The sequence below is a fragment of the uncultured Draconibacterium sp. genome, from assembly GCF_913060805.1.
In the GTDB taxonomy this organism is placed as follows: Bacteria; Bacteroidota; Bacteroidia; order Bacteroidales; family Prolixibacteraceae; genus Draconibacterium.
The window spans coordinates 19054-44798 of record NZ_CAJXTC010000041.1 but is presented as its reverse complement, the minus strand read 5'-3'; the positions used below and the strand labels follow the sequence as shown (position 1 = coordinate 44798).

Genomic DNA, 25745 nt, shown 5'->3' with positions numbered 1-25745 from the left:
ACTAAATAACCAATTGGGATGGTTAAGAAATAAAGTTTATGTTTTTCATCCGGGAATAAGCGTCAACCGTTGGAAAAGGATAGATCTCGAATATGGCTATCAACTACAGATAATCGATCAAACCTCGCAACAGGCCGATATTTCGGTTGTTGACCAGAAACATTCAGGGAGCATTTTTTATACTCCCGAAAAAAGACATTTATTTGGCTTATCAGGCGAATACTATAGCACCAAACAAAGTGGACAGCAAGAATCAAACGTGCTTTTTGCCAATTTTTCGTACCACCTGAAACCGTCAAAAGGCAAACTTAAATACAAACTGGAGGTACGAAATATATTTAACCATTCCGAAATGGTACGTTATTATAACAGCGATATTTCACTTGTAAGTAGCAATTATTCTATTCGTCCGAGGCAGTTTCTTGTTACGGTTTCGTTGGGTTTATAGATTTCATTATTTAGAAAGGATAGATAATTATTTAAAACATCTTCAATTCCTGTAATTTTTTCACCGTTAAACATGGTATTTTCTTTAATCAGTCATTTCTTATCCTAAAAAAGCTATATAAAACCAAGTATCTGTGAGACGTATGTGGCACATATACAGGTGTTTATAAATCAGTCGCACAACAAAAAGCTTTATGGCGTATGTATCTCCTTGCTATTACAAACAGATCCCTATAAATTCGAACGTAATAATTACAAACCCGTGCCGGTTGGCAATTTGACATAAAACTACGGCATTAAAGAAAGAACCATAATTCAATTAAAGTAAAAAATAAAACCCGGAATATTCCGGGCTTTAAACTTAGTTAATAACGTAGCTGGGCGGCAACCCATAATGCTACACTAAAACAAACCAAAATTATGAAAAAAATTTCATTTCTTTTCGTGTTGGGCTTTCTAGCCCTGTCTTTAAACAGTTTTTCACAGATTAATGTGAATAGTACAGGAAAAGTTGGTATAAACAACAGCAGTCCATCCTACCAATTAGATGTGAATGGAAATCTTAAGGTAAACAGTTCGTACCCGATGTATTATTCTTCAGGAAATCTCTATTCTACATCAAGCTCCTCTTATCTTGGAACTTCAAGTTACTTCTGGGGCTACTTGTACGCACGTTACATTTTCTATTACTATACACCAATTCAGTATTCCGATAAAAAACTAAAAAAGGACATTCTGGATCTAAGCGATGCAGACAATCGCTTACTGGAACTTCGGCCTGTTAAATATAAAATGATCCCCCGCTTGAGTGAAGGAGAGAACATAACGGATCAAAAGAACTATGATCCGGAAGCAACCCATATTGGATTAATTGCACAGGAAGTACAAAAGGTTTATCCTGAATTGGTTTCTGAAGATGATGAAGGAACATTGGGGATTAAGTATAATGAGTTCATTACTATATTGATTAAAGCTTATCAAGATCAACAAAAAACCATCGACGATCTAACTGACAGGATAGAAAAACTTGAATCAAAAGAATAAAGGAGGATGAGTCATGAAGTCAAAATACTACATAATTCTCGCAATATCTTTATTATTTCTGCTAAAGATTAGCCCTTCTTATGGTATTGGTGATACTACATTTGTTTTTACCTACGATGCCAGCGGTAATCGCACGGAACGGGTTATTGATCTAACAAAAAGTGCTGAAATTACAGCAAGTTCTTCCTCTATAAGTGAAGAAAAACTAATTGAAGCCGAACTGTCCAGCCTTGATATAAAAATATATCCAAATCCGACAAAAGGTGTATTAAAAGTTGAAATTCCTGAAATTGGAGATATTAAACCTATACTGGTTGTATATAACCTACAAGGAAAACAGCTTGTAAATAAAACTGTTTCCAATCAAATCAGTACAATCAATCTTTCCGAGCAACCTCCGGGAATGTATATCATGAAAATTGTGAACGGAGCAGAATCGCTGGATTGGAAAATCATTAAAGACTAAATCACCTAACAAACATTTATTCAATTAAAATGAAGCAAATACATGTTTTATTCATCATATTAATGATGGGTATTAGCACTGGTTATGCACAAGAGTTTGACATTACGTTAGCTTCTTCTGAATCCGGTACTCAAACCCATCAGGCCAGAAACAGCATAACATTTGGCCCGAACTATTCTTACACCCCGAGTGGTGGCACTATGACTGCTGAAATTGTTGATCCTGTGGTGACAGGAAGCGTTTCGTACAACTATACAGTAGTTGATCCTGAAACCAGGTCATTAAATACCTCCTACATGGTTGGAACCACAAGCGGAAGCTTCAATGTAAATCCTGTAGGTGGAGCAACTTATTCTATTCCTTTAGATATACCTCCGGGAGTAGCAGGACTACAGCCTTCCATTTCGATAAACTACAATAGCCTGGCCGGATCTGGTATTGCAGGCTATGGATGGCAAATCAATGGACTTTCGGTTATTACCAGAAGCCCTAAAACTTACTATTATGACTCGGCATTTGAAGGAGTGGATTTATCACTAACTGATCGATTTTCACTTGACGGTCAAAGACTGGTATGTACTTCGGGGACATATGGAGGAAACGGCTCGCAGTATAGAACGGAGAATGACGCCATAAGTAAAGTTACATGTTATACCGGTTCTTACGGAGCAGACAAGTTTGAAGTAAAAACAAAAGGAGGTATTACCTGTCAGTATGGATACGATACTGATGCCGATCAAACGATTGATGGCTACGACGAAACTGTTAGCTGGTACATCAATAAAGCGACGGATGTCTATGGCAACACAATGAATTATTCCTACTTCAAACAAAATGGCCATAATTATATAGGTGAAATTACCTACGGTCCCAATACTATTACTTTCTTTTACAAAGAAAGATCTGACATAAGCACTTCGTATCTTCTTGGTGCAACGCTGGAGCAAAAACTCATTCTTGACAAGATTGAGATTGAGTACAATTCCAATGTTGTTAAGAAATATGAATTTAAATACAATTATCCAAACAGCAGTTATAACAGGCACTCTGTACTAAACGAGATAATTGAGTATGGAATTGGTTCAAGCAGGTATAACTCTACTGCGTTTAGTTATCAATCTCCTGATGCTGTTTCCTTCAGTCAAACTGAGTATAATACATCACATAGCTATGTCACCTACAAATCGACCATGCTTACAGGTGACTTTAATGGTGATGGGAAAGCCGATTTTCTATGTCTGCCAAATGAATATGCATCGTGGACAGGATACAAAATGTATTATGGAGATGGTAATGACAATTTCAATTATGCCTATGGCAACACTTCTTTTAGCTTTGGCACAGTTGGAGACCTAACAATTGTTGATTTAAATGGAGATGGGAAAGATGATATTTTATATGAAACCCAAAGTGGTTCATCTTCAACCTATCGATTTATAGTAAGTACAGGTTCTGCATTTACATCCTCGCTGGCCTTTGGGACAATGACTAATAGTGACGAAACTGGTTATTCAGGAAAGAAAAAGAGAAGAACAGATAAGCAAGAGGAAGATAATCAGTTATCAGGTGCCGACTATAACGGAGATGGCATAAATGACGCGTTTATAAATGATCCAAATGGAAATTGGAGGATCTATTCCTTTGCTAACTCCTCAGGTCAATTGACATTAACAATGTCCCTTAAAGCATCAGGAACCAATAGCTCATTATCCGACGAGGTAATTAGTGGAGATTTTAACGGTGATGGAAAAGCAGACATATGGAGTTTCGATGATGACGGCGTAAAAATCTGGGAATTTAACGGATCAACATTAGTTCAAATATACAGTTCTACCATTCCAACAAAAAATCACTTTTTTTCTCTCGGTGATTTTAATGCAGATGGCAAAGTCGACATTTTTGCATATGGTTATAAAAATGGCAGCACAGAATATGATTGGTCAAACTGGCAGGTCAGGTTATCAACCGGTACTGATTTTCAGATCAATTCAATCCCGCAAAAAAGAAGCAACCTGAAAGATGACTATTTAAGAATTGGAGATTTTAATGGCGATGGAGCTTCAGATTTAATGGTAACATCTGCGGATGACAGCTGGGATGGCTCCTATTACTATATTTCTAAAGATGAAGGATCGGATTTTTATTCTCATTCCTTATCCAACTATCCGGTGGCCACACATAATTATTACCTTGCAGATTACGATGGGGACGGAAGGACTGACTTCCTCTGTACCGATGGAGAACCAGCCTGGTGGAACGGCTATCAGATTTATAAATCGGGAAGCAAAAACAATATTCTATTAGAAAGGGTTGGTAATGGTCTGGATCAGTTAACGGAGATCAGTTACCAATCGATTGCAGAATATGGGACAACCTATGTGAAAGGTTCAGGGGCATCCTTTCCGGTCATGGATTTTCAGGGACCACTGCAGGTTGTAAAATCAGTATTATCTGATAACGGCAGAGGCTCACAGAATACAACAACCTACAAATTTGAGGGAGCAAAAATACACAGACAAGGAAAAGGATTTTTGTGCCACACCAAACAAACGGTTACCGATGTGGCCAATAATATGAGTACTGAAACCAGTTACGGTTACAATACCAGTAAATATTTCCCAACCCTGACATCAACGGTTAATAAAGCCGGTAGTACTACCTTAAATTCGGTGTCGAATACCTGGACTTATAAAACCACGACGGGTAGCGCTATATTACCATATATTTCTTCATCAACCCAAACAAACAGTTTAACAGATCACAGTGTAACCACCTCTTTTACCTACGACACTTATGGTAATGCTACAGAAATTGAGAAAAGTTTTAACAATGGTGTTACCGAAACTACAACAAACAATTACACCAACGATGCCACTAACTGGTATATCGGTAAACTGAACAGCTCAGAAGTTGAATATCAAAAATCAGGTGAAACAACGATTACTAATACGGTAACTTACACGTATTACACCGACGGTATTTTAAAACCGGACTTCATAAGATATCATGAGGGAACTGATAAGTATTATTATAAAAACCATGATTATTACAGTAATGGTAACCTGAAACAATTGTATTTGTATGCCAGTGGTGTTGGAGCTCAACAAACCAATTACACTTACGAAACCAACGGAGTCAGGGTAAAAACCATTTCCGATCCTATGAGCCATGTTACTACCATGACTTACGATAGCTATGGCAGGTTATCGTCTGAAGAAGACTACCTGGACAACACCACCTCTTATACCTACGATAACATGGGGCGGCAGCTTACCGAAACACTGGCCGATGGTTTTGTTACTACAACCAGTTACCCCTGGGGCTTATCGGGAGGTCCTTCGTATGCTTGCTACTACATTCAACAATCGGGCAACGATGGTTCCCTGAGTAAAATATGGCACGATAAACTGGGGCGTGAAATCCGGAGCGACGTACGTGGTTTTAGTGGCTCGTATATTTATACTGCTACCGAATACAATACCAAAGGCCAGTTGTACCGTGTTTCCGAACCAAGCACTTCCACTTCTCCTACGCAATGGAATACCCATTCGTACGATAGTTATGGCAGGATTACCGGAATTACCCGGCCATCAGGAAAGAATACAACCTATGCCTACTCTTCGAACCGGGTAACAGAGACAACCGGTGGAAAAAGCAGTTGGAAAGAAACCGACAGCCAGGGTTTGTTGACCACAGCCCACGATAACGGAGGCGATATTACCTATGCCTACTACCCCAACGGGAAGTTGAAAACGATTAACTCGCCGGGCGGGGCAGTTACAAGTATGGAATACGATGTAGCAGGCAACCAAACCAAACTAGTTGATCCAAGTGCCGGAACAATAATTTATACTTACGATGCTTTTGGAAACTTAAAAACCCAAAAGAATGCACGTAACCAGACCACAACCTATAACTATAATACCGATGGCCGTGTAAGTTCAAAGGTTACGCCTGAAGGTACCACTTCGTACACCTACAACAGTAACGAACAATTAACCGGAATTTCTTCGCCGGGCAGCGTAAGCCGCAGTTATACATACGACAGTAAAGGCAGGATTTCAACCATTGGTGAAACCATTCCGGGGCAATCGGCATTGTCAACTTCGTTTACTTACGATACAAAAGGGCGCTTAAGCACACGCACCCACCCTTCGGGAATTGTAGAAACCAATAACTACAACAGCTATGGTTACCTGGCTTCAATTTCGGCAGGTGGTTCAACCCGGTATACCATCAATACTATGAATGCCCGTCAGCAGGTTACAGGCGCAACTTATGGAGCCAGCTTAGTTGGAGAGTTTGGATTCGATAGTTACGGTTACCCGACTTACTCAAAAGCCAAGGTTAGTTCAACCTACCGGCAGGATTACCGCTACAATTTTACGGCTTCCACCGGCAACCTTTACTCGCGGCAAAATTACCTGCGCAGTAAAACCGAAACCTTTACCTACGATAACCTCGACAGGTTAACCGGGGTTAGCGGACCGCAAAACCTTACCATGGCTTACGAAAGTAATGGCAATATATCGACCAAAAGCGATTTGGGGCCGGGCACTTATACCTACGGACATGCCACCAAACCATTTGCCGTAACCGAAATTAACTCGGGCAACCAGGTTATCCCATCGGCCGACCAGGTGGCAACTTATACCTCTTTTGAGCAGGTTAGTACCATCGACGAAGACGACTATCACGCTGCATTCACTTATAACAGCGACAATCAACGTTGCAAAATGCTGATTACCGATTTGGGAAGCACTGTACTTACCCGTTGGTATGTAGGCAGCCGTTATATAAAAGAAACCGAAGGAAGCACAACTACCGAATTTACATGGATTGGTGGCGATGCTTACTCGGCACCCGTAGTTGCCGAAAAGGTTGGCTCAACTACTAACTACTATTACTTACTGCGTGATTACCTCGGCAATATTACCCATAAGGTAAATACATCGAATACGGTAACTGCCGAGTACAGTTTTGATGCCTGGGGTCGCCGACGCGACAAAGACGACTGGAGCTATACTTTAAACAGCGAACCGGATTTAACGGCTGATCGTGGCTTTACAGGGCACGAACACCTTTCGTATTTTAATATTGTGAATATGAATGGACGTTTGTACGATCCCTTGGTGGGAAGATTTTTAAGTCCTGATGAGAATGTGCAATTGGCTGACTTTACACAGAACTTCAACAGATATTCTTATTGTTTAAATAATCCGTTGAAATATAATGACCCAAATGGAGAGTTTATTCACCTTATTGTTGGTGCTGTTATTGGAGGTGTTTCGAACTGGCTTGCGAATGGTGCCGAATTTAGTTGGAAAGGATTAGGCCATTTTGGCGTTGGTGCGGCTGCTGGTGCTCTAGGTGCGGGAGTAGGAGCAGGAATAAGTTCGGCTATAGCTGGAGGTTCGTTCGGAGCAGGATTTGCAGGTTCGTCAACAGCACTATCTGCAGCATCAAGTTTCGGTTCTGGGGCTGCAATCGGCGGTGGCGCTGGCTTCTCTAGTGGTTTTACTTCTGGCTTTGGTAATGGGCTTATAAATGGACAAGGATTTGGAAATTCACTAGTTTCTGGTCTTGGCAATGGATTAATAGGAGGGGCTTCTGGAGGACTAATTGGAGGCTTGGCCGGTGGAATCAGTGCAACCTTGGATGGCAGAGGATTTTGGGATGGCTCTATAAATTTATGTTCTGAGGACTATGACTACCTGAATATGTTGGCTTCGACTGATGGATTTTCGACACCAACAACACCTGGGCAAATTGATTTTACGGCGCACAGCAGAGCTCATAATACAGCACATATTTATAAATGGATGAGATATGAGAATATGTATGGTGATGGAGTTCTAGATATGACCAAAGTTTTTACAAACGAAGCTTGGTATAGGGGGTCCACTATTCAAGGTTTTCACTCCGGTAATGTTAAATTAAGATTTGGAAAAACAAAGATGAGTACATTCTTGGATTTATTTGCTACCAGAAATAAGAATGGTTATCTTCATTCAAAAATTAATATTGGAGGTGGAATAAATATAGATAGAGTATTAGGAATTTTGGGGGATGAACATTGGGTCGTTCAGAAAAATAGTTCATTTCAATGGGGAGTTCCAGCAAAACATTTCAACGATTTTTACAAATGGTTAGGGTATTGATTATATTGAAGATGATGCTACTATTATTTATAAATTTAAGTTGTGGTATCGAGAAATCTCAACCGGAGTTGGGAGATGTTGTAATTATGCAAAAAAAATTCAGCTTAGAAGAAATACAGTATTTAGAAGAATTTATTGCCCGTTTTGATACGGCAATAATGAAGCAAGAACAAGTTGATGTCGCAAAAATGGCCTATCATTTATTTTGTGAAAAATTAAAGGGTTATGATCCATTATCAATTAATAAACTTTTACAAACTATATCAAAATCTGATTCCATTATTTCTAATAAGTTTATTGAGTCCGCGCTTGGTAATGAGATATGGAACGTTACAAATTCCAGAAATATGGATTTTGCCAAGACATATAACATATATGAAATAAACCCCAGAAGCAGATTTATTAAATTACTAAAATATCTAAGTGAAAATTATCCAGTATTAGAAGATTATTTTGAGACGATCGTTACCGCTGGGGATATAACACCAACACTTATAGGAGGGTATCACTATTCTCATGACAAACTGGATTTTGATGATCCATTAATTAGATTATGGACTGTTATACATTTTTCAACAATTTATTTAAATTCTGAAATTTATTCTAGGACGGATAACTAATTGTAATATTTTGAAAATCATTTTATCCCAACTCTGGCACAGCTTTGTAAACTATGATTAGTCTGCAGGCTTGATAAAAGAACTAGAAGCAAGATGCAAGCCTCAGCTTGCATCTTGTTATTATAAACTAATAAATCTGTGAAAAGAAGAATTTCGATTCATCAAAAAACAAATACAATTAACTTAAGATTTATCAAATGAAATTAAAACCTTTATTATTCGCGTTTGCACTTTTAGTAAGTACAAGCAGTTTATTTGCTCAGGAATTTGCCGTTGACAAAGGTGCAACCTTTATCTCCGGCGTAGCAAGTTTTACCAGCCAGGGAGGCGAACTTTTCGAAGATTACGATGGCAATAATGCCAGTACATTTAATCTTTCGCCAAGTGTTAACTATTTTGTAGGCAAAAACTTCTTTATCGGTGGCGGGCTTGAGTTTGCCCACGAAAAACAAGGTGATTACAAAAGCAATAACATTGGCCTTGGACCGCAAATAGGTTATGCCTTTGGTAACGAGAAAAGTACTGCATTCCCCTATTTTGATATAGGCCTAAGGTACTATGGTATGAGTGTTGATTATGGTTCAGGTAATTCAGAAGGTTCCGGGACAGACATATTTCTTGGTGCCGGCATTGTTGTACCGGTTAAATCTCACCTGGGAATAACCTTCGAAGCCGGATACCATATGATGGACATCAACGAAAAAGAATCCGACACATCCTACAGCGGAAATATTTTTGCTATCGGGATTGGAATTGTGGGTTTACTGTTTTAGTAATTATTTACACTTGATCTCCCTCTGTTTTCTAGGAGAGATTATGAATAGGGCAACAGTAAACTTATTACAAATTGTAGAAATAACGGGTAAGATTTCTAAATCTTACCCGTAATAAATTTAAAGAAGTTTTAATCAAAAAAGTATTTTGCAGAATTGCTGCATCTTTGTATTGTTAGGGGCAATTCTTCTACGATCAAAGCTGTTGTTGATAATGCTTTCGTTGGGCTTTAGGGGCATTTATATTAGACGTTATACATGATTCTCTGTTAGACCACAAACAAAATTTTATATCGGTGCTTTCAAATATATATAAACCACATTCTGAATAATCATCCAAATCATAATTCCTGCGAGTACCCATAAAAACCAATGCGGAATAACAACACTCTTTTCCAATTTCCGTTTATGATCCTCCAGAAGCTGCTCCAGCTTATCGGTGTTTATATCATATTTTAATTTGGTTGTCTTTAGAATCTGTAATTGCCTGTCAATTTCAGGAGCAATCTCATTTATATTCTCCGTGGTTTGCTTCAATGTTTCAATTTCGGAAGTTAAAATCTCCAGTAATTTTTGTTGCGATAAATTTTTTCTCATGATATTAAAAGCTTATTCCAAAATCCCTTGAAGGACGGTTTTGTTGTTCTCGTTTTCTTTGTTTTTCTCGTTCAGCACGGTACATCATTTCATAATTTTGCAGAATCTGTTTTTGTAGATTGGCAGCACTAAACTCACGGCCAACACTACTGCCTTTTATGGTTTCCTCTCCAATCTGAAATTTCAATCCAACAACTTTTCCATCAGAGGCAACTCTCCTGTGCGTTTGAATTCCATACTCTTCCATTAATTGGGCATAATCATTAATGTCGCGGGGCATTACTGTCAAAATCCGTTGGTGGGCTTCTTTTATGTAGCTTCCAAGTCGTTGCTCTTTTTGTTGCTGAATTTCTTTGGCAGTAGTAAATCCCCATTCTTTAGCCACACTTTCAGCAATACGCTGCGCCTTTTTGCTGATAAAGTGGTCCTTGTACGCTTTCCCGTCAAAATCAATACGGTTGACGAAAATGTGCAGGTGCTTGTGTTTTTCATCGGTATGCAGAAAAGAAATAAATTGATGATCGTCTAATTTCATGCGCTTCAGAAAGTCTCCGGCCAGTTTTGCAAAATCCGAGTTACTTAATTTATCACCGTCGGGAATGGATGGACTTAGCACCATTGAAAAGGTATTCTTCTGGCACTTGGAATTCAGGTTCTGAAAGATCCTGAACTCCGTTGCAATTTCCCTGGGAGTTACGCCTGCAACTTTATTCCGGTTGATCTCCTTCGCTCCGGGCTTTTTCATGGCGTAATTGACAGCATTGACCGTATGTGAGATGCTTTTTGCCTTGCCGATCATTGTTCAAACTTTCCAAGGTGGATTTTAATCAGTTTAATTACTCCTTCCAGTTCCCGGAGAATGGTTTCATTTTTATTAAAATGTTTGCTTCTTACCAGGTTCCCGATGGCCGTAAAGTTGCGATGGTAGGTGTGCAGGTTATTGTACACCTCCAATTCTTCGGGCGAAAACCGTAAGGTTACTTTCATGTTTAGTGATGCCCGTCGGGCAAATTCACTGGTACCTAATCCACATTCCTCGGCAGCCATTGTGATGGCTCTTTTTTCGATATTGCTTACTCTAAACGAGATATATTTTGTGCGAACTCTCATATTCTTTAACCTTTAAATTAATATTTAGAACCTGCGCTGTGCGCCCCTTTGCGAGCCTGGGAGCAAAGCGAGAGATGCCCATGGTGCAACCTGGGCACCTCTCGACATGGCTTACCACGGAGACCTACGCAGACGTTGGTTTCGGGCAATCAACAGCTGATTCAGATCTTTTGAGTTTTTATAGATGGCCGACATATCGACACTGTTCGTTAGATCGGCCAATAAACGTTTGGTCGCTTTTTTACCAGCTGAATCATTATCGAGATAAAGATCAACTTTGGGATAAGTTTGGGCCATCTTATGAATGCGGTTGATAAACGAAACAGAATTCAACACTAAAAAATCTGATTGGTGTGGTAAGCCAGGATAAAGCATTAGCAAACTAAAAAAATCAAACATGCCTTCGGTAACACTCAATAATTGTTTACCAGTAGTGAAATAGGAAAAGTCTTTTGGTGCTGCAGCATTTTTATAATACGGATTTCGAAGTTCCCAACCTCCCGAAACATTTTCCAAACCTATAGCGAAATATCGTTTTTGATTAATCGAATAATGAACCTGACTGGCAAAATCGCTTGCAGTTTTTGCATCTATTTTTCTTTGCAACAAGTATTTGATTAAAGCCGGGTGCCGGATGGGGAGGATCTTTTGGATCTGTATTTCCGGCTCAGGCGTTGGCGTAACCACATTATTCTGCTGTTGAAAAAAGAAAGATGGAATGTTTTTAGCCAGGATCACCAGCGCTTCACTAACGCTGCAGTTGTTATTCATTTCAATTACCAGGTCGATAATATTTCCTCCTTTGCCAAGACCATGATCGTACCAGCGATTAAGAACCTTGGAAACCTTAAATGAGGCTTCATTTTCCTTTCGGATCGGACTAAGGTACCAGGCTGAATGTTGGTTTTCTTTTACCGGTGAGTATCCGGATCTTTTCAGAAATTCTGTTATCGGAATTTCACGGGCTGTATCACATTGTAGTTTGTTATTTTTCATCAGTAGTATTTCTCTAATTTTTTTGATGAATTGATGAGAGGATAGCTAACTTGTCTTTCAATCAGCTGCTTATGCTTTATCAATTTCTCATCGCTTCATCATTTTGTTTTTTGTATTTCTTTTCTGTTCTCATCATTTTTTGTTTTGATGAGTGTTTGATGAGACTTTGATGAGCAGTTAATCTTTTTATTTTCAACAGCATAGTTTATTCATTCATCAATTCATCAAAATTTTCCAATAAAAATCCCTTTTTCACAGTGTAAAAGCGACCCGTATCGGTTTCCCTTGTTATCTCTCCCCGGTTCCAGATGGCAAACTTTTCGTAGGTCAACGAATTGGATTTTGGAGTAAGCTTCCATTCTTTTTTCAGCAAGTGTCGGATTTGTGTGAGGTCAGTTTTTACCCTTGTTTGGTTGACGGCAAACATGGCATCCTGGGGACAAAACTCCACTTCATCCAAATCATACTTCTCCATTACCATAAATAAAATACTGGCCAGTTCTTTCTCTACCCGGCTTCTGTTATGACGGATAAGGTTTTGTAAAGCGCGGGTTCTGATTTGAGCAGGAGTAAACCACATCCGGGTAATCCGAGGAGATGAAAGTTCCCTGTTATTTAAAAAGAAAAGAAAGGCAGGAATCTCCTTAACCAGTTTATCTAATAGGTCAGTATCTTCAGTTTCAAACTTTGAAATCTTTCGTACCCAAAAACGTTCTTCGGCAGCATCGATTTTTATGAAATTATCTTCGTTATTACTGCATAGAATAAACTTTCCAAAGAATTCTACCTCAATTTTGTCTTTACCTTTGGCTTCCATTTTATTGTGGTTGGTAGTGCTGAGGTATTTAATCCGCTCGGTCAGTTCTTCTTTATTAAAAAGAACTTCATCAATACAGATCAGAAGTTTATTTGCCCAATCTGAATTAAACTGGCTTCCAAAACTATCGTTTGTCAGGTAGGTAAGGTTATTTTCAAAAATTGCTTTGAGCCATTTCAGAAAAGTACTTTTCCCGGTTGACCTTTCCTTTGACACAAGGCAAAGAATCGGAAGAATATGCACTGGTTTTTGATAGAGCAACTGCAAATAATCCAATCCCAGTTCGTATTGATTCCCGAAAATGTGTTTTACAAAAAGTGTTGAAACATCAATTGGTCCTTTCTTTGGTTTGTTACTTAAAGGAGAGTACTTGTTGTAGAATCCTAAGCAGACTTGTTTGAAATTGATATGATTGGGAATGCAGGTAAAACCATCATATTTCGGAATATCCGCCACATAAGTTTTTCCAAAATCCTGTTTTATGGTATCGATGTTCCATGGCACAAGAATTTCGTTAAAATCTCCTGAAATGGTAGGAGCTTTAACTTTTTTGAAATAGGAAGTTCCAACACGGATATACGGCATATCACTCATTTCAAAATGTATTTATGGTTATGCTTTTCTGTTCCTTGATAATGAGTTGTTGAATTCTTCCTCCGCTTCCAGTTCTTCTCTGGAAATACCCATTAGCCAGAGATCTATGTCTTTTTTATAAAAGAACTTTTGCCTGATATTGGCATTAGTGCCGGTGGGAATCAGCTTTTTACTGAGCAGTTTGTAAATTTTGCTTTTGGATAGCCCGGTGTACTGAGCCAGTTCTTCAACATTAAAAACAGTTTTATTCTCTGCGAGAAGGGTTTTGATTTGTTTTAATTCGTTCAGTACTTGCGTGGAAATAAATGCTTGATTTTCCATAGGTGACATATTTTTAATGATTAATGACGCTTGATGCGTGAAAACTTCATCAGCAAATATGTAACTGTATGTGGCAGTAAATCAAGAGGGTAATTTGAATTACGGGCAAATTACGGGAGAAATACCGTCTATCGAAAAAGTATATTCTGAAACTCCTTTAGATTTTCTGAAAATTCTGTTTCACTTTCATTCACAAACTCTGAAAACCGCGAGTTCAAACTCGCCCTTTTTACTTCTATTCCGTTCAATGTGAAGGTTGATTCAATGAATTTAAAGAGTTGTTCTTTACGCTCTTTTTTGAAATCTCGGATTCCACCATCAATAAGCAGGTGAAGAATGCGAAGTAGTTTTTTATAATCAGCGGCAGCCCGATTATCTGATACCAGTTTAAAATCGATTTTACTTTTTATTTCAAGTCCATTTAATACCAGGTTTATATTTTCCCGATCCGTTTCCATGAATCCCAGGTCTGGTATATGAATTCCGTTCAAATTACTTTTCACAAACTGAAAACCACCGGAAGGTATTTGTTGGGATAATCTTCGTGCTTCATTCAATGATCCGATAAAAAATAAAGTCAAGAAAAGTACTGTTATGCTTATGGCAGAGTAGAGGATAATATGGATAAATGAAAATCCCATGCCCCAAAGACCGAATAACAGAATCAGAAGACAAACAAACAGGATAAAAAGGATCGTTGTATTGTGGTTGCGTAATATTCTAATATTGAAGATCCACCGGAGTTTCCGGTTGAATCGAAATATAATTACTCCTGATTTCTTGATTATTGTTTCCATATTGGCTCATCTGTTTACAGGTTCCGGTAATCATCAACATTATTTTATTTTTTCAATAGCATTGATAATTAACCAATTAAAAGTAAATAATCTATCAGGTGCAATCAAATGAAAAACCGTGTTGGCGTAGATTTTACGCTCATTTGGCTGTATTTGGCTTTCGAAATGTTGAATAACATAGAATGACTCTGTGTATCTGGTCGTTTTTGGTGGTTTTTATTGGGTGATTTTGTTGTACCTATGTTGTACCCGTACAAATAAAAAAGGAGCTAAACTTTCGTTTAACTCCTTAATATTCAGTGGTCGGGATACCAGGATTCGAACCTGGGACCCCCTGCTCCCAAAGCAGGTGCGCTAACCGGACTGCGCTACATCCCGAAAATATTTTTAAGCGGTGAGGGCGGGATTCGAACCCGCGGTACAGTTTACCCGTACGCCAGTTTAGCAAACTGGTGGTTTCAGCCACTCACCCACCTCACCAGTGGTATTTAGTGCTAAATGTCATTTCGCTTTTCAGCGATTTCATTTATTACTTGTATCAATATTTGTTTTGAACGTCGTTGCTTTGTTAAAGCGTGTGCAAAAGTAGAAATTGTTTTTACACTGGCAAAGAAAAATGAAAAAAAATGGCAAAAAAAATACAATTCCTGTTTTGCGGTGTAAACGAATGGCGGTAGGGGATTGAGCCGTTTAAATCTGAATTTTTTCTGCGTCTTTTTATGTGGTTAAAAACCAGCGAGTTTCATTCCTCGTTTCAATCGAGTTGAGAATTGTATCATCAAATGAGAGTCAATTTGTTTAATATTTAGTTTTTATAGATTAAACAAAATAGTTTTTGGTCTGTTTATTAACTCGTAGAAACTAGAAACAGAAATTATGAGTTACAGAGAAGAAATAATATTTACCAGCGCCGACAAGAAAAGGAATGGTAAAACAAACGGACATGAAAATCATGAGACAATAGGCGATAATCATATTGCAACATCAATCGATACTCCAATGCGCGATGATGCTTTTGTGCTGAGCGACGCACGAAAAATGGAAATTATCGAGGACAAGTTTCGCGACATAATGGAAACAATGGGGCTCGACCTGAATGATGATAGTTTGAGCGGAACGCCACATCGTGTTGCCAAAATGTTTGTGCAGGAAATTTTCAGTGGATTAAATCCGGCCAATAAACCCAAAGTCTCCGTATTCGAAAATAAATTCAAATACGGCGAAATGTTGGTAGAAAAGAACATCAACATGAATTCTACCTGCGAACACCATTTTTTACCTATTGTAGGAAAGGCACATGTCGCTTACATCTCGTCGGGAGAAGTGATTGGCTTGAGCAAAATAAACCGTATTGTCGACTATTTTGCACGTCGTCCGCAGGTGCAGGAGCGTTTAACCGTACAAATTGCCAACGAGCTAAAAACCATACTCAAAACCGATGATATGGCCGTTGTAATCGATGCCAAACACATGTGTGTATCGTCGCGCGGAATTCAGGATGAAAGCAGCAGTACTGTTACTGCCGAGTATTCCGGTAAATTCAAAGACAAAAGTGTTCGCGAAGAGTTCCTGAAATACGTAGAACTTTAATCCATAGCTTTTATATCGAATGCCATCAGCACCTGGCCGTGTCGCTGATATAAAACTCCATCTTTAATAACAGGGTGCGAGAAATGCTCTTTTGCCCCTTTTGTTATTTTAAAATCGCTGATCTGGTTCATCTTTCCGGTTTCATCAAAATCGATTAACGATAAAGTTCCGTTCTGACCATAGTAATAAAGCATGTCGTCGGCTGCTATAACAGCGCCCCAACCTATCCGCAACGAGTCGGTTAATTCGCCGCTTGTTGCATCAATACTTTTAAAGTATTTAGTTGAAGTTCCGCTTCCATAAAGTTGGTCGTCAATTTTCACAATCCCGCCCATGTAACTGTCGAAACCTTTATTGCGCCAAACTTCTTTAAACGCTGTTCCGTCGTCCGAGAGTTGCAGTTTTACTCCGCAATTTCCATCTCCGGCAGCGTAGTAAATATAACCTGTGTCGTAAATAACACAGTTGCTGTGTGTATCGCCCATTCCCGGTTGGCGTTTGTCGAGCGGAACATTATCCTGTGCATGTGTCCATAAAAGTTCGCCTGTTTCCGTATCAAAGCCCATCATATTATAAGCTGAAAACGTTACGAAAATGTGACGTGTTGGTAGTTTTATCAACGTTCCCGGATTGTAACCCGATCGTTCACTGTGTCCGGCATTGCTCCACAATACTTCGCCTGTAAAACGATTTAATCCAACCACATTGTACTCTTTTCCTCCTGGAGTCCAGAAAACCTTTTCGCCATCAATAACAGGCGCTTCGGAGTGACCAAAACGCGGATAAATACCATTAAAATCTTCCACAAACCGTTTTTCCCAAACCAACTCTCCATTCGAGCGTTTCAGGCAAAACAAATTTCCCATTCCCGTACCCAAATAAATTAAATCGTCAACAACAGTAGGTTGCGAGCGCGATCCCGGGTAGCTGGTAACCCATTCTTTGCCGAGTGACACTTCCCATTTTTTCTGCCCGTTTAAATCCATGCAAAATAAAGTGGCCGTGCTGTCGATAGCTCCTGTGATAAAAATCTCATTGTCGGTTACTGTTGGCGATCCAAAACCATCTCCAATTCCTTCAACATACCAAAGTTCGGCAGGTCCGTCTTCGGGCCATTCTTTTAGCAGATTTTGTTCGTTAAAAATCCCCTTGCGGTCTTCGCCGCGCCACTGGTAAATTTTGGTTTTGTTCGAACTACACGAAAAAGCAATAAGGCAGATGAAAAGCAGGTACAAATTCTTCATAATGGTTGTTTCGGTTATTTTGAAATAAAAGTAGAAGTAACCGTCAAATAATTACAGTTTTATGAAGAAATTTTGAGCTTTGCCCGCAAAATACTTTGCTTACATAACATTAAGCAATTGGTGAAAATCAGGAAATATTTTCCAAAAGTCTTTTAGATGCTTGGACTAAAATAACGATATACCTCGTCATAATCTTTCATTTCCATCACATCGGCACGCATTTTTGCAGCGCCCGGAAACGAATTGAGGTAGATTTTATAGAAGCGTTTCAGGATATTGAAATTTTTATCGGGGCTCCAGGTTTGCTCAAAAAGACGTGTATGTTCCAGCAATTTGGCAATGCGGTCTTCCATCGAAATCTCTTCTTTTTCGGGATTGAAAAACCATGGATTATGGAAAATTCCCCGACCAATCATTACGCCGTTTACGCCTGTTTGTTTTACGCGGTCCAGTCCTTGTTGGTACGACAGAATATCTCCGTTGCCATGAACAGGAATATGCGGTTTTAAGCTGTTTTTAAGTTGAACGGCTTTGGTAATTTCTTCCCAGCTGGCGTCGCCATCCGATTGCATACGTTGTGTACGTCCGTGTAGAATAATGGCTGCCGGATCAACTTCCAGCAAATTGGCAATCCAGTTTTCGGTAATGTGTTCTTTAATTCCGGTGCGGGTTTTTACACTAACAGGTAGGTGTGTGCCTTCTTTTGTGGCCAGAACTATTTCTTTGGCACGCTCCGGTTCGCCTATCAAAGCGCTACAAGCACCAATTTTAAATACCTTTTTTACCGGGCATCCCATGTTAATGTCGATGCCATCGAAATCGTAATTTTCGGTGATGTATTTGGCAATGTTGTGGTAAATCTCCGGGTTGCGTCCCCAGATTTGTGCCACAATTTTAATGTTTTGTTTTTTGAGCAAAGCACGTTCCGATTCATTCACGATCAAACGTTCCGAAACACGTTCCCGACCCACCGGGTGATTCATGCCTTCAACAGAAGTGAACTCGGTAAAAACCATGTGCAGTTTCCCCGGTTCAGTCATTCCCATTACAATTTCGCGAAAAACCGTATCGGTAACATCTTCCATGGGGGCCAGCGAAAACGCAGGTCCTTCAAACTCTTGCCAAAAATTGTTCATGCCGCAAAAATAGGAAATGTGTATAAATGCTTTACCGTCATTCCTAATTTAGTTCGGAATCTCACTTTTGTAAAATGAAGATCCTGAAACAAGTTCAGGATGACGTATAAGGCGCTTTTTATCACACGTTTAATTTGTTTTCTTCTACTCGCATTAACGAAAGGCTTTTTCTGAATTTACGGCTGTTGCCAAAACCAATGCGCAAATCGGATGGTCGGCCGGTGCCCTGCATTTTTTCATCGGCACATTCGGGCGTACAACAACCGTGGTATTTCTCGGCACACTCGGGGCACTGGATAAACAAAATATGACAACCTTGATTATCGCAGTTGGTATGCGAGTCGCAGGCTTTTCCACACTGATGACACTTTGAAATGATTTCGCCGTTTACACTTTCGCCCAAACGTTCGTCGAAAACAAAGTTTTTACCAATAAATTTTGAATCGAGATTTTCCGTTTTTATCTGGCGGGCATATTCCAAAATTCCACCGTGCAACTGGTTTACATCGCTAAATCCCTGATGTTTCAGGTAAGCGCTTGCTTTTTCGCAGCGGATTCCGCCGGTGCAGTATAGCAGCACTTTTTTATCTTTTTTGTCTTCCAGCAGGTCGGTAACAATTTCCAGTTCTTCGCGGAAAGTATCTGCTTCCGGGCAAATAGCACCTTCAAAATGTCCGATCTCGCTTTCGTAGTAGTTGCGCATGTCGACAACAACAGTGTCTTCCTGCCCGATGTATTTGTGGAATTCAACACCCGACAAGTGTTTTCCCACGTTGGTAACATCGTATGCATCGTCATCCAAACCATCGGCAACCAGTTTTGGGCGTACTTTAATCGTTAGTTTATAAAACGATTTCCCATCGTCTTCAATGGCATATTTAATCGGAATGTCTTGCAGAATCTCATGTTTTTTTAAGGTCTCCACAAAAGCTTCCCAGTGGTGTTCCGGTACGCTCATTTGTGCGTTAATTCCTTCGCGGGCAACATAAATTCGGCCAAAACAGTCCAGCGGAAACCAATCGCGGAACAATTCATCCCTAAAATCTTGTGGATTTTCCAGAATGTGATAGCGATAAAATGATATCGTTTTACGCTGAAAGGTTTCTTCAGCCAGCCTTTTTTTTAGTTCTTCCTTATTTACCCGGTTGTATAAAAACATGTTACCTGTGTTTAAAATGCGCGGCAAAAATACACAATTTGGCAAAAAGAGCAAAAAAGATGATTTATTCTTTATTGTGCAACGTTTCCGGAATCCTGTTTTTCTTGTAACTTTATATAGCTTCTTCTCGTTGCGAAATCAGAAATCAAAATTGAACCACAATGAAAAACCTTTACTATCTGCTAATCATCGTCTTGCTTCTAGGAATTTCCTGTGCCAAAGAGGACCCAAAAATAAAAGCGACTGAAGATTACATCGAACAGTTACGTGTTGAAAGTGAATCGGTGGGGTGGACAGCTACAGTTTCGATTGATAATGAAATTGTTTTGTCGAAGGGATTTGGTTTGAGCAACTACGAGCAACAGGTTCCGGTTTATCCCGAGAAAACAAAATTCAGAATAGGAAGTATTTCAAAAGCGCTTACTGCCGCAGGATTGGGTATTTTAATTGAAGAAGGAAAAATTGATCTTGATGCGCCGCTTCAGAAATATGTACCCGATTTCCCTGAAAAGAAATACGAAATTACTACGCGACAGGTGGCCGGACATTTGGCTGGAATAAGGCATTATAATGGGGACGAATACCTATCGTCGAAGTATTACCCAACCGTGAAACATGGATTGAAAATTTTTATGAATGACACCTTATTATTTGAGCCGGGAACAAAATACAGTTATTCCAGTTACGGTTTTAATCTTTTAAGTGCTGTAATGGAAGGGGCTTCAGGCGAGGAGTTTCTGCATTTTATGCAAACACGTGTTTTTAATCCTTTAGAAATGACCGAAACAACTGCCGAGCGTATGGATTCGCTCATTGTGTTTCGTGCCGGTTATTATGATATGGACAAGGGTAAGGTTATTAATGCTCCTTATGTTGACAACAGTTACAAATGGGCCGGAGGTGGTTTTATTTCTACCTCAGTTGATTTAGTGAAATTTGGGAATGCAATGCTGAATAATACACTCTTTCCGGAAGCGATAAAACAACAATTGATTACGCCACAAACCTTAAAAAACGGAGAAAAAACAAACTATGGAATGGGATTCTTTTCAGGGACCGATGAATTTGGACGCGAATATTATGGTCATGGCGGTGGTTCGGTGGGAGGATGTGCTAATCTTATTATTTACCCGAAAGAGAAAATGGTTGTAGCTGTAATTACCAATGATACACGAGCAAAAGTGGGGAATGAGCTGTATAAAATTGCGGAAATTCTATTAAATGATGAGCAATAAAAAACCCGGAGTAATTCTCCGGGCTATGAGCTATTTAACTTAGATAATTACCAAGAAATTATAGGATCCGGGTTGCCATCCGGATCACCATTTACATAACCATCTGCTTTGGCTGATCCAATTAAAAGAACACCCGCTGCGTGCGGCGAAGCCATTGATGTTCCGCTAATGGTATTGTATCCTCCGTCTTTCCAGGTTGACTTGATACTGTAACCCGGTGCGCAATAATCAACGGCACTTCCGTAATTCGAGAAATAGGCCCAGTTATCGTTACTGTCACAAGCTGAAATAGTGAAAACTTTTGTGCTTTCATCACCTACGCGTGCAGGAGAATGACTGTTTGCATCATCACTTTCGTTACCGGCTGCTAAAACAAATGGACAGCTTAATGCGGCTGCTAAAACAGCATTGTCCAGTGTCGTAGAAATACCGCCGCCAAGACTCATATTTGCTACATCTCCCGGTGATGCATTATTAGCCACGTAATCAACTCCGGCAACTACACCGGAAACCGTGCCGCTTCCTCGGCGATCGAGTACGCGAACTGCAACAACCGTTGCTCCGGCTGCAACACCAACAACACCTTCAGAGTTGTCTTTTGCTGCAATTGTTCCGGCAACATGGGTTCCATGTCCATTTTGATCATCTGGAGTTGACTTTCCTCCCAAGAATGTCTCACTTTTTATTTTGTCTACATTCAAATCAGGATGATCCAAATCAATTCCAGAATCAATAATCCAGGCAACTTTCCCTGTTCCGACAGCAGCACCGCCAACACGGGTAATTCCCCATGGAGTTTCCTGCGTTGATGGTCCACCGCCTCCGGTGTCGCCACCGTCGCCTTTGTTAGGACCTTTTCCAGGAGGTGGAGCCAAAGCGACAACTTTATCGGCCTCGATATAAGCCACCGAAGCATCGTTTTCGAGTTTCTTTAATTGCCCGGGAGCAATTTTTACAGAGAATCCTTTTAAGGCACTGCCGTAAACATGGCCAATTTCACCGTCGGTAATGCCGGCACGTTTTAATATTTTCGCCGACTTTGCTTTTACAGCATTTTGTTTCTTTTCGTAACCTTTTAGCTGTGCCAGTTCTGCCGTAAGATCAGCATCGTTCAGTACAACAATGTAACTGTTTTTCGATGATGATGCCGATTTAAGTTCTACAGCTTCATCAACGTTTTCGTCGCTTACAAGAGTGTCGTTACACGAGTAAACTAATGCTCCGGCACAGAACAGTGCCAGGATTTTCAATTGCAGTTTTTTCATAAAAGTTATGTTTTTAGTGAGTAAATTAATTATCAGCGTTTTGTGTTTAATTCAAAGCATAAAAAAAGCTGCTTGTAAAATACAAACAGCTCTTTTATTAATATTGTTTAAATCCTAGTTAATCAGTTCATGCACCTTTTCAATAATTTTATTGAATTCGTCTTCTTTAAAACCAATGGAAGCGACTGCAATTTTTCCGTCTTTATCGATTATAAAGTTACGCGGAATGTTTTGTTTGGCGTATTTCGAAAAGATATCGCGTTCCGCATCGGGGTAGAAGGGAAGTGTGTAATTATTCTCGGCTTTAAATTTATTGACCGTTTCCCAATCGTGTTCGCGCCCGATGACCAATACCTCGAAGTTTTCGTTTGCTTTTAGTTTTTGGTACACTTCTTTTTCAAGATGAGGCAACTCTTTTCGGCATGGCGGGCACCAGTTGGCAAAAAAGTTTATCCACACCACTTTCCCTTTCAAATCTGATAGTTTTTTTACCGAACCGTCTTGCATTGTTATGGAGAAATCGGGAGCAGTATCGCCTTCTTTTACCAGGGTGAATTCGTCTTGAGCAAAAGTAGTTATGGCGAAGAATGCCAGTAAAACCAGTATCGTCAATTTTTTCATTATTCAATTTTTTAAGTGAGAAATAAGCAACATGAAATTTCACTTTAGCGAAGAAAACAAAATTCGCTTTATAAGCCAACAGTTTTTATATACGAATAATAATTGGCGGCTTCAACCGAGCTAAAATAGAGCCCTCCAATTTGAGTTATGTGGGGAGGGATAAAAATTGCAGGCTTAAGGGCGCTGTCAGCTATCGGCAATCTCCCTTGATCAGTATTTACGAAGCCATTTCTGAATTCACCATTTTTGTATTTTTCCTGTAAAATTATTTCATCACCCTGGCTATACGTCCACTTTCCGGTTTTCATATGATCAAGATATTCACCACGGAGAACAAAGGAGATTTCCGGCCATTTTTCGATAAAGATTTCGAATTCTCCATTGCCTGAGTTAAGGTGATAATTGGGATTATTTTCATTTACTATTTTCAACTCAAACGATTCGTTCTTGAAAATTACCCGCATATCCTCTGTGCCGTCCTCATTATAATAGATCCAAATTCCGCGAGGGAGTGTATTCGTGAAATGGGCTTCTAGTTTCAGGTTTCCGTTTTTATAAAACTCCCGGTAGTCGCCATTTATTCTGTTTCGTTCGAGTCTCCCGGTGGCATATAGTTCTCCGCTGATGTAGTAATCCTCAAATTCGCCACCAAAACTATTCAGGTATTTTGCCCAGAAAGCTTTCCTGTAGTAGCTGGCTTCACCCGGTAAACATATTTGCCAGTTATCATTAAAATATACTTTAACTTTTCGGTTATAATCAGTTTCCGAAATATCATATTCGTTATTCGTCATATTCGGATAGTAGATCGTATCCGAAATTATTCCTGCCAATCTTGTGTCAAGAGCTCTCGAAAGTGTGTCGGTGTGGCCGCGGGCTTCCAGCAAATGCGAGCATCCGTCGCAATACGCACTTAAAGCAATACAGTTTATATCTCCTCCCAGAATAAATGCCTCTTCAAGGTCGGCACAGAAACTATCAATACTGTCGATGTAGAAATAGCACACGGCAGAATTGATGTATACCGAGGAATTATCGGGCGTATAGTTTTTAACCCGATCGTAAAACACCAGCGCCGAATCGTACTTTTCATTCAAACGGTAATAGTTTCCGGCAAACTGGTTCATGTATAACAGTTTTGTTTGGCTGAAATCATCCGCCGCAACGTCTATCGCCTGAACAAAATAGTTAAGCGCATTTACTGAGTCTTTCCGATGTTTGTAGAGATTTCCCAGTGCGTATCGAGTTTCGGCGTTATCGGGTTCTAAATCAATATTCGATTTAAAATCGGTAATTGCCCCAACCGTATCATTTAATTGTAGTTTACAAAGTGCCCTGTTTTGATAGATGAAAAAGGCCTCGGGATCTTCGTTCAGTGCTTCGTTAAAAAGTTGCAGCGCATCCTGGTACTTTTCTTCTGTCATTAACATATAACCTTCGTAATTTTTCTGGGCTATCTTTCGGTTAATGTATTTCTTTTGAGCATGTAAACACTGATAACTAACTAGTAAAATTAGGCTTACAAGAAGAGGTTTAAACATAGAGATTCTGGTTTTGTATTCGTGTTTAAGGGTAGAAAGTTAACAATAAATATTACAAACAAAAACACCCGCTTAAAATTAAGCAGGTGTCTTTAGTTTATGATCGTTATTCTTTTATGCTTGCTTCAAAAAATCGTTAACGGCAGTTTCAATGCGGTCTTCAATTTTAGTAGTGTCCGATTTTACGAATTTATCGCCGGTAATGTTTTCGTACAATTCAATGTATCTTTCTGAAACCTCGTTAACAAACGACTCAGGAATTTCAGGAAGTACATCGCCGTCGCGGCCCTGGAAATTGTTTTCCATTAACCACTCGCGAACAAACTCTTTCGAAAGTTGCTTTTGGTTTTCGCCTTTATCAAAACGTTCCTGGTAACCGTCGGCGTAGAAATAACGCGATGAATCGGGTGTATGAATTTCGTCGATGAGGTAAATCTGACCATCTTTTTTACCGAACTCGTATTTGGTGTCTACCAAAATCAATCCCATTTCTTTGGCAATTTCGCTACCACGTTTAAACAGCGCCAACGAAATACGTTCCAGTTCTTTGTAATCTTCTTCCGAAACCAATCCCTGTGCGATGATCTCTTCGCGCGAAATGTTTTCGTCGTGAGCGCCTTGCTCTGCTTTTGTTGTTGGCGTTAACAGCGGTTCAGGAAAAGCCTGGTGTTCTTTCAAACCTTCAGGAAGCGGAACGCCGCAAATGTCGCGACCGCCATTTTTGTACAATCTCCACGAACTACCGGTTAAATAACCGCGCACGATCATTTCTACCGGGAAAGTTTCGCAAAAATGACCCACTGTTACGTTCGGATCGGGTGTTGCTATTTTCCAGTTCGGAACAATATCGGCAGTAGCATCCAAAAATTTCTCTGCAATCTGGTTAAGTACCTGGCCTTTAAAAGGAATTCCTTTTGGCAGTACCACGTCGAATGCTGAAATGCGATCGGAAACAACCATCACCAAAAAGTCGTCGTTAATGTTGTATACGTCGCGAACTTTACCTTTGTAGTGGCTTTTTTGTCCCGGGAAATTGAAACTTGTTTTTGTAAGTGCGTTACCCATTTTTGTTGAATATTTATTGTTGTATTATACTTATTGTCTGTGTTAAAATGCTTTTCCGCTTTTATTACAAATTTAGCTGGTTTTTGTTTAACTCCGGAAATTGTAAAACTGATAAATTGTAAAATGGTTAAAGTTTTAACGGTTTT

Annotated in this window: 22 protein-coding genes and 2 tRNA genes; 8 read left to right on the top strand and 16 right to left on the bottom strand. The window is 39.6% G+C overall.

Annotation, left to right across the window (positions count from 1 at the left end; translation table 11 throughout):
- The 6 genes from QZ576_RS19280 to QZ576_RS19255 all read left to right on the top strand — a co-directional run.
- Window positions 1-448 (top strand): hypothetical protein (locus QZ576_RS19280; RefSeq protein WP_297100175.1); only part of this gene is annotated, 448 nt, incomplete at its 5' end.
- Between the two features lie 419 nt (window positions 449-867).
- Window positions 868-1491: a tail fiber domain-containing protein gene (locus QZ576_RS19275; protein WP_297100172.1), complete on the top strand. Its 624-nt coding sequence runs from the start codon at window positions 868-870 to the stop codon at window positions 1489-1491.
- A gap of 13 nt (window positions 1492-1504) precedes the next feature.
- Window positions 1505-1957 carry a T9SS type A sorting domain-containing protein gene (locus QZ576_RS19270; RefSeq protein WP_297100169.1) on the top strand — a complete coding sequence of 151 codons (453 nt, stop codon included), beginning with the start codon at window positions 1505-1507 and terminating at the stop codon, window positions 1955-1957.
- A 29-nt stretch (window positions 1958-1986) separates the two neighbouring features.
- Entirely contained in the window at window positions 1987-8118 is a 6132-nt protein-coding gene (locus tag QZ576_RS19265; protein WP_297100166.1) for an FG-GAP-like repeat-containing protein, read from the top strand.
- 11 nt (window positions 8119-8129) lie between these two features.
- Window positions 8130-8738 (top strand): hypothetical protein, encoded by a 609-nt coding sequence (locus tag QZ576_RS19260; protein ID WP_297100163.1) that lies wholly within the window; start codon window positions 8130-8132, stop codon window positions 8736-8738.
- 197 nt (window positions 8739-8935) lie between these two features.
- Complete coding sequence (locus QZ576_RS19255; protein ID WP_297100160.1) at window positions 8936-9511, top strand: outer membrane beta-barrel protein; 576 nt, start codon at window positions 8936-8938, stop codon at window positions 9509-9511.
- 288 nt (window positions 9512-9799) lie between these two features.
- Here the strand turns inward: QZ576_RS19255 and QZ576_RS19250 are convergent, their stop codons facing one another.
- From QZ576_RS19250 to QZ576_RS19210, 9 genes are all read right to left on the bottom strand, one after another.
- Complete coding sequence (locus tag QZ576_RS19250) at window positions 9800-10108, bottom strand: hypothetical protein (RefSeq protein WP_297100157.1); 309 nt, start codon at window positions 10106-10108, stop codon at window positions 9800-9802.
- A 4-nt stretch (window positions 10109-10112) separates the two neighbouring features.
- Window positions 10113-10907 (bottom strand): relaxase/mobilization nuclease domain-containing protein, encoded by a 795-nt coding sequence (locus QZ576_RS19245; protein WP_297100154.1) that lies wholly within the window; start codon window positions 10905-10907, stop codon window positions 10113-10115.
- The gene (locus QZ576_RS19240; RefSeq protein WP_297100152.1) at window positions 10904-11218 is read right to left on the bottom strand and encodes a hypothetical protein; all 315 of its coding nucleotides are present in this window, start codon (window positions 11216-11218) and stop codon (window positions 10904-10906) included. Before QZ576_RS19240 ends, QZ576_RS19245 begins: the two co-directional genes overlap by 4 nt.
- A gap of 111 nt (window positions 11219-11329) precedes the next feature.
- Entirely contained in the window at window positions 11330-12214 is an 885-nt protein-coding gene (locus QZ576_RS19235; protein WP_297100149.1) for a toprim domain-containing protein, read from the bottom strand.
- Window positions 12215-12419: 205 nt separating this feature from the next.
- Window positions 12420-13625, bottom strand: coding sequence for a primase-helicase family protein (locus tag QZ576_RS19230; protein WP_297100146.1), 1206 nt, complete (start codon window positions 13623-13625; stop codon window positions 12420-12422).
- An 18-nt stretch (window positions 13626-13643) separates the two neighbouring features.
- The gene (locus tag QZ576_RS19225) at window positions 13644-13946 is read right to left on the bottom strand and encodes a helix-turn-helix domain-containing protein (RefSeq protein WP_297100144.1); all 303 of its coding nucleotides are present in this window, start codon (window positions 13944-13946) and stop codon (window positions 13644-13646) included.
- Window positions 13947-14074: 128 nt separating this feature from the next.
- Complete coding sequence (locus tag QZ576_RS19220; protein WP_297100142.1) at window positions 14075-14587, bottom strand: hypothetical protein; 513 nt, start codon at window positions 14585-14587, stop codon at window positions 14075-14077.
- A gap of 456 nt (window positions 14588-15043) precedes the next feature.
- A tRNA-Pro gene (locus QZ576_RS19215) sits at window positions 15044-15121 on the bottom strand.
- A gap of 14 nt (window positions 15122-15135) precedes the next feature.
- A tRNA-Ser gene (locus QZ576_RS19210) sits at window positions 15136-15223 on the bottom strand.
- A gap of 396 nt (window positions 15224-15619) precedes the next feature.
- Here QZ576_RS19210 and folE point away from each other — a divergent pair.
- Entirely contained in the window at window positions 15620-16333 is a 714-nt protein-coding gene (gene folE, locus QZ576_RS19205) for a GTP cyclohydrolase I FolE (protein WP_297100140.1), read from the top strand.
- Here folE and QZ576_RS19200 read toward each other — a convergent pair.
- The 3 genes from QZ576_RS19200 to QZ576_RS19190 all read right to left on the bottom strand — a co-directional run bounded on the left by QZ576_RS19200 (window position 16330) and on the right by QZ576_RS19190 (window position 19872).
- Complete coding sequence (locus QZ576_RS19200; protein ID WP_297100137.1) at window positions 16330-17577, bottom strand: PQQ-binding-like beta-propeller repeat protein; 1248 nt, start codon at window positions 17575-17577, stop codon at window positions 16330-16332. The genes folE and QZ576_RS19200 overlap by 4 nt on opposite strands.
- 152 nt (window positions 17578-17729) lie before the next feature.
- Window positions 17730-18713 carry a tRNA-dihydrouridine synthase gene (locus QZ576_RS19195; RefSeq protein ID WP_297100135.1) on the bottom strand — a complete coding sequence of 328 codons (984 nt, stop codon included), beginning with the start codon at window positions 18711-18713 and terminating at the stop codon, window positions 17730-17732.
- A 121-nt stretch (window positions 18714-18834) separates the two neighbouring features.
- Complete coding sequence (locus QZ576_RS19190) at window positions 18835-19872, bottom strand: rhodanese-related sulfurtransferase (RefSeq protein WP_297100132.1); 1038 nt, start codon at window positions 19870-19872, stop codon at window positions 18835-18837.
- 161 nt (window positions 19873-20033) lie between these two features.
- Here QZ576_RS19190 and QZ576_RS19185 point away from each other — a divergent pair, with 161 nt between their 5' ends.
- Window positions 20034-21107 carry a serine hydrolase gene (locus tag QZ576_RS19185; protein ID WP_297100130.1) on the top strand — a complete coding sequence of 358 codons (1074 nt, stop codon included), beginning with the start codon at window positions 20034-20036 and terminating at the stop codon, window positions 21105-21107.
- Window positions 21108-21154: 47 nt separating this feature from the next.
- Here QZ576_RS19185 and QZ576_RS19180 read toward each other — a convergent pair whose 3' ends face one another.
- From QZ576_RS19180 to QZ576_RS19165, 4 genes are all read right to left on the bottom strand, one after another.
- Window positions 21155-22372, bottom strand: a complete 1218-nt coding sequence (locus tag QZ576_RS19180; RefSeq protein WP_297100127.1) for a S8 family serine peptidase — start codon at window positions 22370-22372, stop codon at window positions 21155-21157.
- A gap of 114 nt (window positions 22373-22486) precedes the next feature.
- Window positions 22487-22993, bottom strand: coding sequence for a peroxiredoxin (locus QZ576_RS19175; RefSeq protein ID WP_297100124.1), 507 nt, complete (start codon window positions 22991-22993; stop codon window positions 22487-22489).
- A 68-nt stretch (window positions 22994-23061) separates the two neighbouring features.
- Window positions 23062-24534, bottom strand: coding sequence for a hypothetical protein (locus QZ576_RS19170; RefSeq protein ID WP_297100120.1), 1473 nt, complete (start codon window positions 24532-24534; stop codon window positions 23062-23064).
- A 114-nt stretch (window positions 24535-24648) separates the two neighbouring features.
- Complete coding sequence (locus QZ576_RS19165; protein WP_297100117.1) at window positions 24649-25599, bottom strand: phosphoribosylaminoimidazolesuccinocarboxamide synthase; 951 nt, start codon at window positions 25597-25599, stop codon at window positions 24649-24651.
- Between the last annotated feature and the right edge of the window lie 146 nt (window positions 25600-25745).

Excerpts from the sequence above, each read along its gene's own strand:
- QZ576_RS19190 (WP_297100132.1), bottom strand. The coding sequence starts at position 19,872 with ATGTTTTTATACAACCGGGTAAATAAGGAAGAACTAAAAAAAAGGCTG.
- QZ576_RS19200 (WP_297100137.1), bottom strand. The coding sequence starts at position 17,577 with ATGAAGAATTTGTACCTGCTTTTCATCTGCCTTATTGCTTTTTCGTGT.
- QZ576_RS19275 (WP_297100172.1), top strand. The coding sequence starts at position 868 with ATGAAAAAAATTTCATTTCTTTTCGTGTTGGGCTTTCTAGCCCTGTCT.
- QZ576_RS19265 (WP_297100166.1), top strand. The coding sequence starts at position 1,987 with ATGAAGCAAATACATGTTTTATTCATCATATTAATGATGGGTATTAGC.
- QZ576_RS19185 (WP_297100130.1), top strand. The coding sequence starts at position 20,034 with ATGAAAAACCTTTACTATCTGCTAATCATCGTCTTGCTTCTAGGAATT.
- QZ576_RS19170 (WP_297100120.1), bottom strand. The coding sequence starts at position 24,534 with ATGTTTAAACCTCTTCTTGTAAGCCTAATTTTACTAGTTAGTTATCAG.
- QZ576_RS19220 (WP_297100142.1), bottom strand. The coding sequence starts at position 14,587 with ATGGGATTTTCATTTATCCATATTATCCTCTACTCTGCCATAAGCATA.
- QZ576_RS19240 (WP_297100152.1), bottom strand. The coding sequence starts at position 11,218 with ATGAGAGTTCGCACAAAATATATCTCGTTTAGAGTAAGCAATATCGAA.
- QZ576_RS19260 (WP_297100163.1), top strand. The coding sequence starts at position 8,130 with ATGATGCTACTATTATTTATAAATTTAAGTTGTGGTATCGAGAAATCT.
- QZ576_RS19175 (WP_297100124.1), bottom strand. The coding sequence starts at position 22,993 with ATGAAAAAATTGACGATACTGGTTTTACTGGCATTCTTCGCCATAACT.
- QZ576_RS19255 (WP_297100160.1), top strand. The coding sequence starts at position 8,936 with ATGAAATTAAAACCTTTATTATTCGCGTTTGCACTTTTAGTAAGTACA.
- QZ576_RS19245 (WP_297100154.1), bottom strand. The coding sequence starts at position 10,907 with ATGATCGGCAAGGCAAAAAGCATCTCACATACGGTCAATGCTGTCAAT.
- QZ576_RS19250 (WP_297100157.1), bottom strand. The coding sequence starts at position 10,108 with ATGAGAAAAAATTTATCGCAACAAAAATTACTGGAGATTTTAACTTCC.
- QZ576_RS19235 (WP_297100149.1), bottom strand. The coding sequence starts at position 12,214 with ATGAAAAATAACAAACTACAATGTGATACAGCCCGTGAAATTCCGATA.
- folE (WP_297100140.1), top strand. The coding sequence starts at position 15,620 with ATGAGTTACAGAGAAGAAATAATATTTACCAGCGCCGACAAGAAAAGG.
- QZ576_RS19180 (WP_297100127.1), bottom strand. The coding sequence starts at position 22,372 with ATGAAAAAACTGCAATTGAAAATCCTGGCACTGTTCTGTGCCGGAGCA.
- QZ576_RS19225 (WP_297100144.1), bottom strand. The coding sequence starts at position 13,946 with ATGGAAAATCAAGCATTTATTTCCACGCAAGTACTGAACGAATTAAAA.
- QZ576_RS19270 (WP_297100169.1), top strand. The coding sequence starts at position 1,505 with ATGAAGTCAAAATACTACATAATTCTCGCAATATCTTTATTATTTCTG.
- QZ576_RS19165 (WP_297100117.1), bottom strand. The coding sequence starts at position 25,599 with ATGGGTAACGCACTTACAAAAACAAGTTTCAATTTCCCGGGACAAAAA.
- QZ576_RS19195 (WP_297100135.1), bottom strand. The coding sequence starts at position 18,713 with ATGAACAATTTTTGGCAAGAGTTTGAAGGACCTGCGTTTTCGCTGGCC.
- QZ576_RS19230 (WP_297100146.1), bottom strand. The coding sequence starts at position 13,625 with ATGAGTGATATGCCGTATATCCGTGTTGGAACTTCCTATTTCAAAAAA.